The sequence below is a fragment of the Streptomyces ficellus genome (assembly GCF_009739905.1).
Classification (GTDB): domain Bacteria; phylum Actinomycetota; class Actinomycetes; order Streptomycetales; family Streptomycetaceae; genus Streptomyces; species Streptomyces ficellus_A.
Window position 1 is genome coordinate 5,457,157 of the sequence record NZ_CP034279.1, and the last position, 14,997, is coordinate 5,472,153.

Here is a 14,997-nt window from a genome sequence, read left to right on the forward strand (position 1 = left end):
ATTCTCACAGGCTCAGCTCCGGGTGCAGGCGATCCAGGGTCCACACCTGCTTGCGCCGCGCGGACAGCGCCGTCAGGGCGAGTGCCCCGAGCGTGAAGGCGGCCAGCACGGCGCAGCCCTGCCAGACCGGTTCGAGGCCGCCGCCGGTGATGAGCCGGCGCAGTGCCTCGACGACGTACGTCATGGGCAGGAAGGGGTGGACGGCGTTGAAGAAGCCGGGGCTGGTCTGCACCGGGTAGGTGCCGCCCGCCGAGGTCAGCTGGAGCATCAGCAGGGCCAGGACGAGGATGCGCCCGGCGGCGCCGAAGCGGGCGTTCAGCCACTGGATGATCGCCGCGAAGCAGCAGGTGACCAGCACGAGGAACCCGACCGTTCCGGCGGGCCGTGCCATCTCCAGGCCCAGACCCGGCGCCCAGTGGAGGACCGACATCAGCGCGGCCACCTGGAGCACCCCGATCGCGGCCACCGGGAACCACCCGGCGAGCGCTATGCGCCACGCGGAGGCACCCGCGGCGAGGGCGCGGCGGTTGAGCGGCTGGATCAGCATGTACGCCACCATGGCGCCCACCCACAGGGAGAGCGGGATGAAGTACGGGGCGAACCCGGTGCCGTAGTTGGGCGCCTTGTGCAGGGACTGGGAGGCGAGCTGGACCGGGTCGGCCATCACCTCGGTACGGCGGTCGCGGGCCTGCTTGTCGTAGTCCGGGATCTTGTCGACACCGTCGTTGAGGCCGGTGGCGAGGTCGGTGGAGCCGCCGGCGAGCTTGTAGAGGCCGCTGTCGAGTTCGCCGGCGCCCTTCTTGAGCCTGCCGACGCCCGTGTCGAGTTCGGTGGAGCCCGACTTGGCAGTGGTCAGCCCCGTGTGCAGGGTGTCGGCGCCGGTGGCCACCTTGTGGGCGCCGGTGTTCAGTTCGTTGATCTTGCCGACGGCGTACGCGAGGTCCTCGTCGAGCTTCGGGGCCCGCCGGGCGAGCGCGTCCGCCTTGGTCTGGAGGTCCTTCAGCTGTGCGTCCAGCTTCTTCAGGTCGCCGTTACTGTCCTCGGCCAGCACACCGATGTCGTCGGCGATCTTCGCCACGTCCGCGGAGGCGACCTTCGCCCGCTCCATCTTCGGGCACAGCGTGGCGTCGGGCAGGGGCTTGTCCTCGCACTCCTCCTTGTGGAGGGCGGCCAGCTCGTCGGCGGCCACATGGGCGCCGGCCTTCAGCGTGGGACCGCTCTTGACGATGAGGTCCAGGCTGTTGCGCATGCCCTGCGAGAAGTCGGAGACCAGCCGGGCCGAGTCACCGATCTTCTTGCCGTTGTCCTTGAGGTAGGGACGTACGTCGGCGGCCACGCCGTTGACCTTGTCGGCCAGCACCTGGGTGCCGCCCGCGACCTGCCGGGCGCCCCTCTCCAGGTCGGCGGCGCCCGTGTTGAGCTTCGTCAGGCCGCCGGCCAGTTCGCCGCTGCCCTTCTTGGCGTCGGTCAGGCCGTCGGAGAGGTCCTTGGAACCCTTCTTGGCCTTCGCGGCCCCGCTCTTGAGCTCGTCGGCCCCCTTGGCGGCCTTCTCGGTCGCGTCGTGGAGGTCGGAGAACTTGATGAAGATCTTGTCGAGGAACGTCCGGGACGACTTCGTCGACGCCGCGGTGCGGACCTCGGCGAACACGGTGCGCGAGATCTGCCCCACGATGTAGTTGTTGGCGTCGTTGGTACGCACCTGAAGGGCACCGGTCTCGGGCGCGTCGCCCGAGCTGGAGGCTATGCGCTCGCTGAAGTCGCCGGGCATGGTCAGGGAGAGGTAGTACGTACCGTTCTCGACGCCCCGGCGGGCCTCGGCGTCGCTCACCTCGTGCCAGTCGAAGACCTTGCTGTCGCGCAGGTTCTTGGTGATGTCGTCGCCCGCGGTGATCTTCTTGCCGTCGGTGGTCGCGCCCTTGTCCTCGTTGACGAGCGCGACGGGCAACTTCTCGAGCCTGCCGTACGGGTCCCAGAAGGACCACAGGTAGAGGGCGCCGTACAGCAGCGGCAGCAGCAGGATCGCCACCAGCGCGGCACGCGGCAGCTTCCCCCTGCCGAACCGCTTCAGCTCAAGCGCGGCCAGTTTCGGCGAGCGCATCGGCTGCCCCCTTCTCGGTGTCGGTGTCGGTGTCGGTGTCGGCGTCCGTGCCGGTGCCGGTCTCGGCGTCGGTCTTCGCCTCGGTCGGGGTTTCGGCGTCGGTGGTGGCGGTGGTGGCGGTGGTCGCGGTGGTCGCGGTGGCGTCGGTGCGGACGGTGACCGTTCCGCCGGGGGCCTCGCTGCAGACGGCCAGCACGGTCGTGCCGCTGTCGGCGACGGACCGGAGCAGCGCCCAGGCCTCGGCGCGGGCGGACTCGGAGAGCTTGAGGTCCGCGTCGTCGACGGCCAGCAGGCGCGGTTCGCCGATGAGGGCCAGCGCGATCGACAGGCGCAGGGCCTCCAGCCGCTCCAGGTCCCGGACAGACGTGCGTTCCGCCTTGGGCAGGGTGGCCAGGTCGAGGCCCGCGGCGGCCAGGGCGGTTTCGATGCGCGCCCGGGAGGCGGCGGCACGCTCGGCGCGCGGGCGCAGCAGGGCGAGCGGGGAGCCGTCGAACCGGCGCTGCAACAGGGCGCGCTCCCGCAGGTGCTCGGCGACGGTCAGCGCCGGGTCGAGGTCGCTGACCCCGGTCACCGGGCCGAGCGCGCTGATCCGGCGTACGGCAGCCATCTTGCGCGGCAGCGCGAACCCGCCGACCTCCGCGTGGCCCTCCGTCGCGCGCATGCGGCCGGCGAGGGCGAGCAGCAGGCACGTGCGGCCGGAGCCGGAGGGGCCCTCGATCGTCACGAGCGATCCGGGTGCGGCGTCCACGCTCACGCCGCGGAAGGCCCAGCCGCGGGGGCCCTTGAGCCCGAACCCCTCGGCGACCACCGCGGCGCCGTGTGGCTGCCGGTGCTCGCCCGGAGGCTCGTCGTCCCGTGCGTCGTCCGGTGCGTCGTTCCGCTCGTTGCCGTCCCGCTCGTTGCCGTCCCGCTCGTCCGGGATGTCCAGGTGGTCGTCCTGGCTGTCCACGAGCCCCCATTTCTTTGAACTGACCGGTCAGTGCAAAAAGTTACCCCGGAATGTGGGCAGGAGCAAAGGAGCAGGTCACCCCCGACTGTCAGTGGTGGCTTGCACGATGGGCACATACGGCCGCGGTGCCGTACACGACGACAGGAGGTTCGTCATGGCTGGTACCCACGCGGCGGCGGGCGATGTCCACCCCGTGGTGCGCCGGGCCTCGGCGCCACCCGCCGCGCTCGACCTGCTCGACCAGGCCCGCGCGGCGCTGGAAGAGGCGCGTGTCCTCGAAACCCCCAACGAGCGGTACGCGACCGCTCACCTCGCCGCGCTCCGGACCGCGGCCGCCGTGCTCGCCGTCCGGGGCCGCCCCGAACCCACCCCGCGCAAGCGCCGGCAGATACGCAGCGCGTGGGAGGTGCTGCCGGAGGTCGCACCCGAGCTGACCGAGTGGAGCGCCCTGTTCGCCTCCGGAGCCGCCCGCAGGGCCCGTGCGGAAGCGGGCGTGACGGGCGCGGCCACCGGCCGCGACGCCGACGACCTGATCCGGGACGTCACCATGTTCCTGGGCCTGGTGGAGCGGCTGTTGGTCCCGGAGTCCGCGCTGCCGCGCCCGAGGGCCCGGACGGCCGGGGCGGAGCGTGCGAACGGAGGGACCGGGCACGCCCCGTGAGGCCATAGGGTGGGAAGCGTTCGTAACCGTCACCTAGGAGTCAACTGCCGTGTCGGACCCGCAGCGCCCCCGCGCCTCCCTCCGTACCGCCGTGGTGTGGGACGTACTCGAGGACGCCCTCGACCGCCGGGTCAAGGCGACCGGCCAGGGCGCCCTGGACGTCCTCGACACCGGCGGCGGCAGCGGAAACTTCGCCGTGCCCGTCGCGCGGCTCGGTCACCGGGTCACCGTCGTCGACCCGAGCCCCAACGCGCTCTTCGCGCTGGAGCGCCGCGCCGCCGAAGCGGGCGTGGCCGACCGGGTGCGCGGCGTCCAGGGCGACATCCACGGCCTCTTCGACGTCGTCGAGCGCGGTGGCTACGACGCGGTGCTGTGCCACGGGGTCCTGGAGTACGTGGAGGACCCCGCCGAGGGCGTGCGCCACGCGGTGGAGGCCCTGCGGCCCTCCGGTGCGCTCAGCCTGCTCGCGGCCGGACTCGGCGGCGCCGTCCTCGCCAGGGCGCTCGCCGGGCACTTCACCGAGGCCCGCAACGCGCTCACCGACCCGGCCGGCCGCTGGGGCGAGGGCGACCCGGTGCCGAGGCGCTTCACCGCCGAGCAGCTGACCGAGGCGGTCGAGGCCGCCGGCGTCGAGGTCGGCGCCGTGCACGGGGTGCGCGTCTTCGCCGACCTGGTCCCCGGAGTCCTCGTCGACACCGAGCCCGGAGCCCTGGACGCGCTCCTCAAGCTGGAGGCCGCGGCCGCCGAGTTGCCCGCCTTCCGGTCGGTCGCCACCCAACTGCACGTCCTGGGCGAAAAGCGCGGCTGACCCGAGCAGCGGGCTGATCAGCGACGCAGGCGCAGATGGAGTACGCCACAGGACCCCCGCTCGCGTGCGGTTCACCGTATGATCGAGGGACACCATCCGGCATGACGGATCGGAGGACGGGGAATCAACGCCTCACCAGCCGAACCGGCATGGCGGTCCGATCGGTGAAAGGTACAGGGCGGGTTTCACGGGGGCGAATCCCTGCCTATCCTGAAAGGGCCGCATACCGGTCGCCCCCAGCGACCGACGACGAGGAGGACTCCGTGCCGCTCTCGGAGCACGAGCAGCGAATGCTCGAGCAGATGGAGCGAGCGCTGTACGCCGAAGATCCCAAGTTCGCGACAGCGCTCGAGGGAAGCGGGCTGCGTACACACACCCGGCGACGGGTCTACCAGGCGGTCGCAGGCTTCCTGGTGGGTATCGCGCTCCTCATGGCCGGTATGGTCGCGCAGCAGATCTGGATCAGCGTGGTGGGATTCCTCGTCATGCTCGGCTGTGCGGTCCTGGCAGTCACCGGATGGCGCAAGGCGCCCAAACCGGGTGAGCAGCAGACCGAGGGAGGCACCGCCGCGCAGGCCCACCGCCCTCGGCAGCGCCGCTCGATGATGGACCGGATCGAGCAGCGGTGGCAGCGCCGCCGCGACGAGCAGGGCCACTGAACGCACGGCCGCGAGGCCGCGCCGCGGCGTGACGTACGGGTGAGGGGCGACCGCTTCCGGGCGGTCGCCCCTCACCCGTACCCGTAGACCCTTCCGGCCCGCACGACTGGCCCGTACGCCGTCCCGGCCCGTTACGCCCCGGCGCGCCCGCGCGCGCCCGGTCCGGCCTCCTCCCTCGCCGCCCGTCACCACGGCGGGCAGCGAGAGGGGCAGTGCCGGGGCACCGCCTCCGCGGCGGGAGCGGGCCCGTCAGCCGCGTTGGCGGGAGGGGCGGCGGAGGGCCGACGACCAGCGGGCCAGGAGACGCCCGCGACGGTCGGCCCAGCGGGCCGTGAACGCGGCCCAGCCGCTCGAGAACGCCCACACCACCCGGACGGTCGAGCGCGGGACCAGCAGCGCGCGCAGCCGCCCGGCCCTTCCCAGCGGGGCGGCCAGGCCCACGCGGATCCGGGCCGCGTCGTCCGCCAGACCGGCCACGGGACGCGGCTGCGGCGCGTAGAGCACCTGCTCCACCGCACCGGCGACCCGGTGCACCGCCTCGGCCGGCTCGCCCTCGAGCCCGCCCAGCGTGACGATCCGCTCGGCGGTCCCGCGCGGTGTCCGCGAGTCGTCCGGCGGAATGCCGTGGTCCCAGGCCGTGTCGATGACCTCGGCCCAGACCGCCAGCGTCCGCGCGGCCACCTCCTCGGCGCCGCGCCCGGCCGCTCCGAGGCGCCGGGCCCGTACCCGAGTGCGCCACAGCAGCGGCAGGAACGGAATCAGGACCGCGGCCGCCACTCCCGCGGCGACCAGCAGGATCGTGCCGATCGGCGGCCCAGGGTCGGACGGGGCGGCGGCGCCGGACTGCTCCGGGTCACCGCACTCGCCGAGCCGCCGTGCCTGGGGCGGGCAGCTGTCCTGCGCCGAAGGGGCCGCGGACGGTGCCGCCGAGGCGCTCTGCTCGGGCTGCGCCGGAGCGCTCGGCCGGTTCGTCGGCGTCTCCGGCCGGGTGTACTCGGGCACCGAGCCGCGCGACGGCGTGGGCTCGAAGCGCGTCCAGCCCACACCCTCGAAGTACAGCTCGGGCCAGGCGTGGGCGTCCCGGATGCCGACCGACATGTCGCCGTCCGACCGGGGAGCGCCGGGGGTGAACCCGACGGCGACCCGTGCCGGGATGCCGAGCGTCCGGGCCATCGCCGCCATCGAGAACGAGAAGTGGACGCAGAACCCTTCCTTGTCTTTCAGGAACCGGGAGATCGCGCCGGGGCCCGTGCCCGACGACACCTCGGTGTCGTAGCGGAAGCCGCCCTCCACCGCGAACCAGTCCTGGAGCCTGACCGCCCGCTCGTAGTCGTTCGGTGCGTCCTTGGTCACCTGCAGCGCCGTCGACCTCACGTCCGCCGGCAGCGACGCGGGCAGCCGGGTGTACTCGCGCAGCAGCTGCTCCGGAGCGCGGGGTGCGCCGGCCAGCTGCTGCTGGGTCGGTTTCACCGCCAGGCTGGTCACCGTGTACTGCACGCCCTTGGTCGTCTGGTCCTTGTCGCCGACGAGCGTGCGTCCGACCGACTCGTACCGCCACCGCCCGTCGGCGGCGACACGGGTGGCCGGATAGGGCATCGGCAGCCACACCTGCGCATAGGCGTCGGACGCGGAGATGCTGGTGGTGATCTCCGTCGTGGTGACCTCCCCGCTCAGCCCGGCCGGCCGCGGAAGGCGCTCGGGGACGTCGCCGAGCGGGCGCTGCGTGAGCTTCCACATCTCGCCGTCGAAGTCGTCGAGCGAGGTCAGCCGCAGGTACAGGCCGGACGTGTCCTTCGCGTTGGTGCGGTAGCGCAGCACCTCTCGGTCCTCGGGCTGGTTCAGGCTGTCCTGCAGGGACACCAGCGGGTTCACCGCGTTGATCATGCCCCCGCCGCCGCCCCCGCCTCCGGGGCCGGTCCCGTCCAGCAGCCCGCCGCCGAGCGACGGCAGGGCGGCCGGAACCGCCAGCGCGACGCCCAGGGCCACCACGCCGATCCGCCGCCCGGTACGCACCGGGGCCACCGGACCACGACCGCCCGGCGCCGCGGACCCCGCCGCGGCACGCCCGCCCCGGGGCGGCGCGGCGCCGAACACCCGGCCCCACTGGGAGAGCCGGTCGCGGCCCTCGGCCAGCAGGAGCACCAGGTAGCCGGCGGCGGCCAGCAGGAACCACAGCCAGCTCGCGCCCCCGCCGGACAGCCCGGCGGCGACCGAGTACAGCGCGAGCAGCGGAAGCCCGGCCGGGGCGGCGCTGCGGAACGTCACCGCGAGCGCGTCGACCGCGAGACCGATCACCAGCACACCGCCGACCAGCATCAGCCGGATGCCGTCCGTCGCGGGCGCCGGTATCGCGTACTGCCCGACGTCGTCGGCGCCCGCGGTCAGCAGGGCGCCGAACCGCCCGACCGCCTCCGGCCCGGGCAGGAACCCGGCGAGTGCCTGGTCCCGGACGAAGACGGCCGTCAGCGCCACCAGACTCACCAGGGCCTGCACCGACACGGTGAGCGCCCGCGCCGAGGACCACCGCCGTACGAGCGCGCCCGCCCCGCTCTGCACCGCCAGCAGCAGCGCGGCCTGGATGATCCACGTGGCCGGATCGACCAGCGGCAGCAACGCCCCCGCCGCCAGCAGCGTGGCGGCGAAGGCGCACAGCGCGAGCCTTCCGCGACCGCTCATGACCAACCCCCCGAAACCCCTGTCATACCGCTCGTACCACTCGTGCCACCGCCGGCCGCACCCGGTGCCGCACCGGCCCGGCCCGCGTGGCGCCACAGATCGGCGAGCGACGCCCCGGCCGGAACGGCCACCGCGGTCCATCCCGCCTCGCGCAGCCGCCGCAGGGTGTCCTCCACCGTCCCGGCCACCGCTCCACCGGTCAGCCACGTACCGCTGTCCAGGACGAACGCGACGGCCGCGCGGCTGCGCTGCCGCATCCGGGCCGCGATCGCGGCCTGCTCCTCGTCCAGGTCGCCGACGAAGGCGACCAGCAGCCCCTCGTTCCCGCCGCGCAGCAGGTCGAACGCGCGCGAGAGCCCGGCGCCGTCGGAGTGGTCGACGACCGCGAGCGTGTCCATCATCAGCCCCGCCGCCTCGGCGGAGTCCTGCGCCGACCCGGTGAACCCGTCGGCGGCGTCGCCGGGCAGCGGGTTGCCCTCGTCCGTCAGCAGCCGTACGGCGAAGCCCTGCTCCAGCATGTGCACCAGGACCGACGCCGCGCCCGAAACCGCCCACTCGAAGGCGGAGTCCGGCCCGGAGCCCTGATAGGCGACGTCCCGGGTGTCCAGGAGGACCGTGCACCGCGCGCGCTGCGGCTGCTCCTCGCGGCGCACCATCAGCTCCCCGTACCGGGCCGTGGAGCGCCAGTGCACCCGCCGCAGGTCGTCGCCGTAGCGGTACTCGCGCGGGATCACGTCGTCCTCGCCGGCCAGCGCCAGCGAGCGCTGCCGTCCCTCGCCGTACCCCGACGCGTCCCCGGGCAGCCGGCCCGGCGGCAGGGGTTCGGTACGCGGTATCACCGTGAGCAAGTCGTAGGCGCTGAACGAACGGGCCAGCTCACACATCCCGAACGGGTCGCTCAGACGCAGTTGGAGCGGCCCGAGCGGATAGCGCCCGCGCAGGTCGGACCGGACGCGGTAGGACACCTCGCGGCGCCCGCCTGCCTCCACCCGGTCCAGCACGAACCGGGGCCGTGGCCCCAGCACGTACGGCACGTGGTCCTGGAGCATCAGCAGCCCGGTGGGCATGCGTGAGACGTTCTCCATCCGCAGGTGCACGCGCGCCTCGGCCCCGGCCGGTACCCGCTGCGGCGACAGCCGCCGGCTGCCGGCCACCTGGTAGCGGGTGCGGTAGAGCACCAGCACGCAGACCAGCGGCAGCACGGCGAGCAGCAGCCCGACGCGCAGCAGGTCGCCCTGGCCCAGTACGTACGCGCAGGCCGCCGCGGCGACACCGGCAGCCAGGAAGGACCGGCCGCGCGTGGTCAGCCCACCGAGGGCGGCCCGTACTCCGCCCGTGCTCTCGCCGTCCCGGGCGGCGGGCCCCCCGGCCGCCATCACGGCCGCCGTGCGCCGGGCTGCTGCTGGCCGTACATCGGGCCGCCGGAGCCCGGGCCGCCGGGACCGGAACCGCCCGGACCGGAACCGCCCGGTCCCGGACCGCCGGACATCCGGCCGCCCTGCACGGGGTCGCCATACCGCTGCCCACCGCCCTGCATCGGGCCACCGGACATCCGGCCTCCGGAAATCCGGCCACCGGACACCGGGGAGCCGGGCGGGGTGGCCGCGGGCGCCGCCGTCGGCACCGGCGTGCGCTGCAGGATGTCCCGTACGACCTGCTCCGACGTGCGCCGGTTCAGCTGGGCCTGGGCCGTGGGCAGCAGCCGGTGCGCCAGCACGGCGACGGCCAGCGCCTGGACGTCGTCCGGCAGGGCGTAGTCACGGCCGCTCAGCGCGGCGGACGCCTTCGCGGCGCGCAGCAGGTGCAGGGTGGCGCGCGGGGAGGCGCCGAGCCGGAGGTCGGGGTGGGTGCGGGTGGCCGCGACGAGCTCCACCGCGTACCGCCGGACCGCCTCGGACACGTGGACCGAGCGCACCGCGTCGATCAGCTTCACGATGTCGTGGGCGTGCGCCACCGGCTGGAGGTCGTCCAGCGGCGACACGCCGCCGTGCACGTCCAGCATCTGCAGCTCGGCCTCGGCGCTCGGGTACCCGATGGAGACCCGGGCCATGAAGCGGTCGCGCTGGGCCTCGGGCAGCGGGTAGGTGCCCTCCATCTCGACCGGGTTCTGCGTGGCCACCACCATGAAGGGGCTGGGCAGTTCGTACGTCTGCCCGTCCATGGTGACCTGGCGCTCCTCCATCGACTCCAGCAACGCCGACTGGGTCTTGGGCGAGGCGCGGTTGATCTCGTCGCCGATCACGATCTGCGCGAAGATCGCGCCCGGCTTGAACTCGAACTCGCGACGCTGCTGGTCGTAGACGGACACACCGGTGATGTCGGACGGCAGCAGGTCGGGCGTGAACTGGATACGCCGCACGGAGCAGTCGATCGACCGCGCCAGGGCCTTGGCCAGCATGGTCTTGCCGACGCCGGGGACATCCTCGATGAGGAGGTGCCCCTCGGCGAGCAGCACGGTCAGCGAAAGCCGTACGACCTCAGGCTTGCCCTCGATCACACCCTCCACCGACCGGCGGACCCGTTCCGCTGTGGTGGTCAGATCTGTGAGGCTCGCTCGATCGTCATAGGTCGTCACACGGCCCTCCTCGGCCCGTTCCATGGGCCGTGCGCGACTGACGGCACGGTCCACCCTTGAAACACGGACACCGCCGCCGAACCATTCAGGAGCGGTGTCACACCCGCATTCTTGTTGGCGTTACCCGTACGTGTCACTCGGCTGTGGATAACCGTGCGAGAAATGTCGGAGATGGGCCGGTCCGGGCGGGTGTTCGCCGCCCGGAAACGTCAGGAAGCCGGGTCGACCTCGTGCAGCAGCCCCGACGTCACGTCGAGGACGAAGCCCCGGACGTCGTCGGTGTGGGGGATGAACGGCGAGGTGCGCACCCGCCGCAGGGACTGCCGGACGTCCTGCTCGGCGTCCTTGAAGGACTCGACCGCCCACGTCGGGCGCTGGCCGACCTCGTCCTCCAGCTCGTCGCGGAAGTGCTCCGTGATGGTCTGCATCCCGCACTGCGTGTGGTGCACCAGCACCACGCTGCGGGTGCCGAGCTCACGCTGGCTGATGGCGAGCGACCGGATCATGTCGTCGGTGACGACCCCACCCGCGTTGCGCATGGTGTGGGCGTCGCCGACCTCCAGGCCGAGCGCGGCGGGCAGGTCGAGGCGGGTGTCCATGCAGGCGACGACGGCCACGTGCAGCTTCGGCCGGCCCTCGAGGCCCGGGTCCTCGAAGCCCGCGGCGTACCGGCGGTTGGCCTCGACGATGCGGTCGATGACCGAGCCGTCGGGACGGACATCGCTGGATGCGGAGTGAGCAGAAGACGACATGCTGATGACGTTAGTTGTCCGCGAGCTCCTCGGCGCGCTCCGACCTGGGACAAAGTGCGTCAACGGGGCCTCGATGTGAGCTAAGGCACAAGAGTGGGCGGGGGCGCCGTCCGGGTGAGGGCACCGTGATCCCGCCCCTTCCGCGGCCGCCCGGCGCGACGCGCTGCCCGGTTGATTGACCGGGCGGGGGAGTGGACTAAAGTGACGCGAAGTTCACGGAGACATCGAGCGAATCACAGCGAATCCGCGGTTTCTCCCCCGCGCGTGCGGCGGTACGTAGGGGTCGGCCTCCTCCCGCTCGCCGGCCGGCCGTCGCTCCCCGCCGGTGCGCCGGCGGGACCCGGCGGTACGTACGCCGCGCCGAATCTGAGAGGGCGCATGAGCGAGACCCGACACGTGCCGGTGATGCTCCAGCGGTGCCTGGACATGCTGGCACCCGCACTGGGGCAGCCGGGTGCGGTGGTCGTCGACTGCACCCTGGGCCTGGGCGGCCACAGCGAGGCGCTGCTGACCCGCTTCCCGGAGGCGCGGCTGATCGCGCTCGACCGGGACAAGGAGGCGCTGCGGCTCTCCGGCGAGCGGCTCGCCCCGTTCGGCGACCGCGCGACCCTCGTCCACGCCGTCTACGACGAGCTGCCCGCCGTACTGGACCGGCTCGGCGTCCCGCACGTCCAGGGCGTCCTGTTCGACCTCGGTGTCTCCTCGATGCAGCTCGACGAGGCCGACCGCGGCTTCGCGTACGCCCAGGACGCCCCGCTCGACATGCGCATGGACCAGACGACCGGCATCGGCGCGGCGGAGGTCCTCAACACCTACCCGCCCGGCGAGCTGGTCCGCATCCTGCGCCAGTACGGCGAGGAGAAGCAGGCCAAGCGGATCGTGGCGGCGGTCGTACGGGAACGGGAGAAGGAACCGTTCACCAACAGCGCCCGGCTCGTGGAACTGATCCGTGACGCCCTCCCGCAGGCCGCCAAGCGCACCGGCGGCAACCCGGCGAAGCGGACCTTCCAGGCCCTGCGCATCGAGGTCAACGGGGAGTTGACCGTCCTGGAGCGGGCCGTCCCCGCGGCGGTCAAGGCCCTCGCGGTCGGCGGCCGGATCGCCGTGCTGTCCTACCACTCGCTGGAGGACCGGCTGGTCAAGCAGGTCTTCGCGGCCGGGGCCGCCACTACCGCGCCGCCGGGGCTGCCCGTCGTCCCCGAGCGCTACCAGCCGAAGCTCAAGCTGCTGACCCGGGGTGCCGAACTTCCGACGGAGGAAGAGGTCGCCGAGAACCGCCGGGCCGCCCCCGCCAGGCTCCGGGGCGCCGAGCGGATCAGGGCGGACGACCTGTGAGCGGCGCGCCGCACCACGCGCGCGTGCCCCGCCACGGGCACGCACGGGCGTACGCACCGGCGCACGACGGCCAGGCGGACCACGGGCACGTCGGCGGGGCGAACCGGGAGGACAGGTGACCAAAGCGGGACCGCTGAAGGGGCGGGCCGCGCGGCTCGCGCGGCTCATGCCGTCCGGGCCGAGCACCGCGGCCCGGACCCCCTTCGTCCTGCTGGTCGTCGTGCTCCTCGGCGGCGGCCTGATCGCCCTCCTGCTGCTCAACTCCTCCCTCAACGAGGGCTCCTTCCGGCTCAGCGAACTCAAGAAGAGGACCACCGAACTCACCGACGAGGAGCAGGAGCTCCAGCGGGACGTGGACGACCGCTCCGCCCCTGACGCCCTGGAGCGCCGCGCCCGCGAGCTCGGCATGGTGCCCGGTGGCAGCCCCGCCTTCCTGAGTCCCGACGGCAGCGTCCGCGGCGTACCCGGCAGGGCGACGGCCGAACCCGTGCCGACCACCGCCCCGACGACGACGCCCGGCAGGTGACCCAGTGCCCCCCGCCCAGCCCCCACGCCGCCGCGTACCGGCCCCCGCCCGCCCGCCGCGCCCGGGCCGCCCGGCAGCCCGGCGCCCGCGCCAGGCACCCCGCCGGCCCGCCCGTGCCGGCACCATCCGGCTCGGCAACCCCAGGCCCCGGCTGCGGCTGGTCAGCCTCGGCCTGACGCTGGTGATGCTGGTCTTCGTCGTGCGCCTCCTCCAGGTCCAGGCCGTCGACGCCGGGGCGTACGCCGCCAAGGCGGAGAAGAACCGGTTCCAGGAGTACACGCTGTCCGCCGAGCGCGGTGAGATCACCGACCGCTCCGGCGTCGCGCTCGCCACCAGCGTCGACGCCTACGACATCACCGCCGACCCGAAGATGTTCACGCCCAAGGAGAGCAAGGCCCCCGACGCCCCGGAGCAGGCCGCCGCCCTCCTCGCCCCGATCCTCGGCAAGGACCCCGGCGAACTCGTCCGCAAGCTCAAGGCGCCCGGCTCCCGCTACGCGCTGCTGGCCCGCCGTCAGACCCCGCAGGTCTGGAAGCAGATCAAGGACCTGAAGAACGTCTTCGCCGAGAAGGCCCGCACCGACAAGGCGGGCGGCGGCGCCGGTGTCAGCGTCCTCGCGGGCGTCTTCAACGAGCCGAGCAGCAAGCGCGTGTACCCCAACGGCACCCTCGCCGCCGGGATACTGGGGTACGTCAACGCCGACGGCCGCGGCGGAGGCGGCCTGGAGTCCATGCTCGACGAGGAGCTGGCCGGCAAGGACGGCAAGATCAAGTACGCCCAGTCCGGCGGCCGCCGGGTGCCCACCGTCGGCGCCCGCGAGACCCCCGCCGTGCCCGGCTCCGACATCGAGCTGACCATCGACCGCGACATCCAGTGGGCCGCCCAGCAGGCCATCACCCGGCAGGTCGAGGAGTCCAGGGCGGACCGCGGGTACGTGATAGTGCAGAACGCCCGGACCGGCGAGGTCCTCGCCATGGCCAACGCGCCCGGCTTCGACCCCAACGACCTGTCCCAGGCCAACTCCGCCGCCATGGGCAACGCCGCCCTCCAGGACGCCTACGAGCCCGGCTCCACCGCCAAGGTCATCTCCATGGCCGCCGTCCTGGAGGAGGGCGCCGCCACCCCCGGCACCCACGTCGTCGTCCCCAACCGGCTCCACCGGGGCGACCGGCTGTTCAAGGACGACATCGACCACCCCACCTGGTACCTGACGCTCAACGGCGTCCTGGCCAAGTCCAGCAACATCGGCACCATCCTGGCCACCGGCCAGCTCGGGCCCACCCAGGCCCAGGCGAACCGGGTGCTGCACTCCTACCTGCGCAAGTTCGGCCTCGGCAGCCCCAGCGGCCTCGGCTACCCCGGCGAGACCGCCGGCATCCTCGCCAAGCCGCAGGACTGGTCCACCTCGCAGCAGTACACGATCCCCTTCGGCCAGGGCCTGTCCCTCAACGCCATGCAGGCCGCGTCCGTCTACTCCACCATCGCCAACGGCGGCGTACGCATCGAGCCCACGCTCGTACGCGGCACCAAGGGCCCCGACGGCCGCTTCACCCCGGCGCCCGCCCCCAAGCAGACCAGGGTCGTCGGCGAGAAGACCGCGAAGACCCTCGCCGCCATGCTCGAATCCGTCGTCGACGACCGGGAGGGCACCGGAACCAAGGCCGCCATCCCCGGCTACCGTGTCGCCGGCAAGACCGGAACCGCCAACCGCGTCGACCCCCAACTCGGCCGCTACAAGGGTTACACCGCCTCCTTCGCGGGCTTCGCCCCCGCCGACGACCCCCAGATCACCGTCTACTGCGCCATCCAGAACCCCACCCGAGGCAGCTACTTCGGTGGCCAGATCTGCGGACCCATCTACAAGAAGGTCATGGAGTTCGCCCTCAAGACCCTGCAAGTCGCACCCACCGGCAAGCCCGCACCCCGGATGCCGGTCACGTTCAAACCCGGCGAGTGAG

12 protein-coding genes are annotated in these 14,997 nt (G+C 73.2%); 6 read left to right on the top strand and 6 right to left on the bottom strand.

From position 1 onward, the window contains the following. Positions 1–4: 4 nt before the first annotated feature. Together EIZ62_RS24420 and EIZ62_RS24425 are read right to left on the bottom strand one after the other, a co-directional pair. Positions 5–2,098: a YhgE/Pip family protein gene (locus EIZ62_RS24420; RefSeq protein WP_156694831.1), complete on the bottom strand. Its 2,094-nt coding sequence runs from the start codon at positions 2,096–2,098 to the stop codon at positions 5–7. Further along, positions 2,070–2,906, bottom strand: coding sequence for an ATP-binding cassette domain-containing protein (locus EIZ62_RS24425; protein ID WP_244376276.1), 837 nt, complete (start codon positions 2,904–2,906; stop codon positions 2,070–2,072). The genes EIZ62_RS24420 and EIZ62_RS24425 overlap by 29 nt, the downstream gene beginning before the upstream one ends. 295 nt (positions 2,907–3,201) lie before the next feature. Between EIZ62_RS24425 and EIZ62_RS24430 the strand changes: the two genes are divergently transcribed. The 3 genes from EIZ62_RS24430 to EIZ62_RS24440 all read left to right on the top strand — a co-directional run bounded on the left by EIZ62_RS24430 (position 3,202) and on the right by EIZ62_RS24440 (position 5,175). Beyond that, positions 3,202–3,708: an SAV_6107 family HEPN domain-containing protein gene (locus EIZ62_RS24430; RefSeq protein ID WP_244375947.1), complete on the top strand. Its 507-nt coding sequence runs from the start codon at positions 3,202–3,204 to the stop codon at positions 3,706–3,708. A 49-nt stretch (positions 3,709–3,757) separates the two neighbouring features. Next, the gene (locus EIZ62_RS24435; RefSeq protein ID WP_156694832.1) at positions 3,758–4,516 is read left to right on the top strand and encodes a methyltransferase; all 759 of its coding nucleotides are present in this window, start codon (positions 3,758–3,760) and stop codon (positions 4,514–4,516) included. 263 nt (positions 4,517–4,779) lie between these two features. Further along, positions 4,780–5,175: a DUF3040 domain-containing protein gene (locus EIZ62_RS24440; protein WP_156694833.1), complete on the top strand. Its 396-nt coding sequence runs from the start codon at positions 4,780–4,782 to the stop codon at positions 5,173–5,175. Between the two features lie 249 nt (positions 5,176–5,424). Here the strand turns inward: EIZ62_RS24440 and EIZ62_RS24445 are convergent, their stop codons facing one another. The 4 genes from EIZ62_RS24445 to EIZ62_RS24460 all read right to left on the bottom strand — a co-directional run bounded on the left by EIZ62_RS24445 (position 5,425) and on the right by EIZ62_RS24460 (position 11,178). After that, positions 5,425–7,851, bottom strand: coding sequence for a transglutaminase TgpA family protein (locus EIZ62_RS24445; protein WP_156694834.1), 2,427 nt, complete (start codon positions 7,849–7,851; stop codon positions 5,425–5,427). After that, a complete protein-coding gene (locus EIZ62_RS24450; protein WP_156694835.1) occupies positions 7,848–9,227 on the bottom strand; it encodes a DUF58 domain-containing protein in 1,380 nt (459 codons plus the stop codon). Before EIZ62_RS24450 ends, EIZ62_RS24445 begins: the two co-directional genes overlap by 4 nt. Then, the gene (locus tag EIZ62_RS24455; protein ID WP_244375949.1) at positions 9,227–10,426 is read right to left on the bottom strand and encodes an AAA family ATPase; all 1,200 of its coding nucleotides are present in this window, start codon (positions 10,424–10,426) and stop codon (positions 9,227–9,229) included. Before EIZ62_RS24455 ends, EIZ62_RS24450 begins: the two co-directional genes overlap by 1 nt. Before the next feature lie 209 nt (positions 10,427–10,635). Next, a complete protein-coding gene (locus EIZ62_RS24460; RefSeq protein WP_156694836.1) occupies positions 10,636–11,178 on the bottom strand; it encodes a beta-class carbonic anhydrase in 543 nt (180 codons plus the stop codon). 378 nt (positions 11,179–11,556) lie between these two features. On the opposite strand from EIZ62_RS24460, the gene rsmH reads away from it, so the two are divergent. The 3 genes from rsmH (at position 11,557) to EIZ62_RS24475 (ending at position 14,996) form a co-directional block, all read left to right on the top strand. After that, complete coding sequence (rsmH, locus tag EIZ62_RS24465) at positions 11,557–12,513, top strand: 16S rRNA (cytosine(1402)-N(4))-methyltransferase RsmH (RefSeq protein WP_156694837.1); 957 nt, start codon at positions 11,557–11,559, stop codon at positions 12,511–12,513. A gap of 115 nt (positions 12,514–12,628) precedes the next feature. Further along, positions 12,629–13,039 (top strand): cell division protein FtsL, encoded by a 411-nt coding sequence (gene ftsL, locus EIZ62_RS24470; protein ID WP_425281844.1) that lies wholly within the window; start codon positions 12,629–12,631, stop codon positions 13,037–13,039. A gap of 4 nt (positions 13,040–13,043) precedes the next feature. Continuing rightward, positions 13,044–14,996 carry a peptidoglycan D,D-transpeptidase FtsI family protein gene (locus tag EIZ62_RS24475; RefSeq protein ID WP_156694838.1) on the top strand — a complete coding sequence of 651 codons (1,953 nt, stop codon included), beginning with the start codon at positions 13,044–13,046 and terminating at the stop codon, positions 14,994–14,996. Position 14,997: the final 1 nt, after the last annotated feature.

Bases quoted from the DNA above. Each gene is read 5' to 3' on its own strand.
- EIZ62_RS24420 (WP_156694831.1), bottom strand. From the start codon at position 2,098: ATGCGCTCGCCGAAACTGGCCGCGCTTGAGCTGAAGCGGTTCGGCAGG.
- EIZ62_RS24430 (WP_244375947.1), top strand. From the start codon at position 3,202: ATGGCTGGTACCCACGCGGCGGCGGGCGATGTCCACCCCGTGGTGCGC.
- EIZ62_RS24445 (WP_156694834.1), bottom strand. From the start codon at position 7,851: ATGAGCGGTCGCGGAAGGCTCGCGCTGTGCGCCTTCGCCGCCACGCTG.
- EIZ62_RS24450 (WP_156694835.1), bottom strand. From the start codon at position 9,227: ATGGCGGCCGGGGGGCCCGCCGCCCGGGACGGCGAGAGCACGGGCGGA.
- EIZ62_RS24460 (WP_156694836.1), bottom strand. From the start codon at position 11,178: ATGTCGTCTTCTGCTCACTCCGCATCCAGCGATGTCCGTCCCGACGGC.
- rsmH (WP_156694837.1), top strand. From the start codon at position 11,557: ATGAGCGAGACCCGACACGTGCCGGTGATGCTCCAGCGGTGCCTGGAC.